Below are 591 nucleotides of genomic sequence, written 5' to 3'. Positions count from 1 at the left end.
CGTGCAGGGCAAAGGCGCGCTGCGGCACGAGCTGACGGTCGAGAAAACCCTCCGATCGGGCCGGAAGGGGCGGGTGCCGCAGTCCAAGCTGCCCCGCCGCTCCAGCCGGCCATGGCTGGAGGGCGCCCGACTCTCCCAGCGGCCCGCGCGCGTGGAGGACCGGGCGGTGCCCGGGCACTGGGAGGGCGACCTGGTCGTCGGCCCCGAAAACTCCGGGCTGGTCACCCTGGTGGAGCGCTCCACCCGGTTCGCGCTCATCGGCCGCCTGCCCGGCATGCGCGACTCCGAGACCGTCATCGACCGCATCACCCACATGGTGCGCACTCTCCCGAAGGCCCTGTTCGAGACACTCACCTGGGATCAGGGACAGGAGATGGCCCAGCATGCGAGGTTCACGATCGACACCGGCTGCAAGGTGTACTTCGCCGACCCGCACTCACCCTGGCAGCGCGGCTCGAACGAGAACCTCAACGGGCTGATCCGCGACTTCTACCCCAAAGGCACCAACTTCAACACCGTCACCGACGCGCAGATCGCCGAGATGCAGCACTTGCTGAACATCCGACCCCGCATGACCTTGGAATTCAGCAC

At 68.0% G+C, this 591-nt stretch carries 1 protein-coding gene; it reads left to right on the top strand.

Annotation, left to right across the window (positions count from 1 at the left end; translation table 11 throughout):
- On the top strand, positions 1–591 hold a 591-nt coding region (locus ABD716_RS16335), incomplete at both ends, for an IS30 family transposase (protein ID WP_344778848.1).

It is taken from the genome of Gryllotalpicola kribbensis (assembly GCF_039538245.1).
Classification (GTDB): Bacteria; Actinomycetota; Actinomycetes; order Actinomycetales; family Microbacteriaceae; genus Gryllotalpicola; species Gryllotalpicola kribbensis.
Note: the sequence above shows the minus strand (reverse complement) of the source record. Positions and strands in the feature narration are given on the sequence as shown.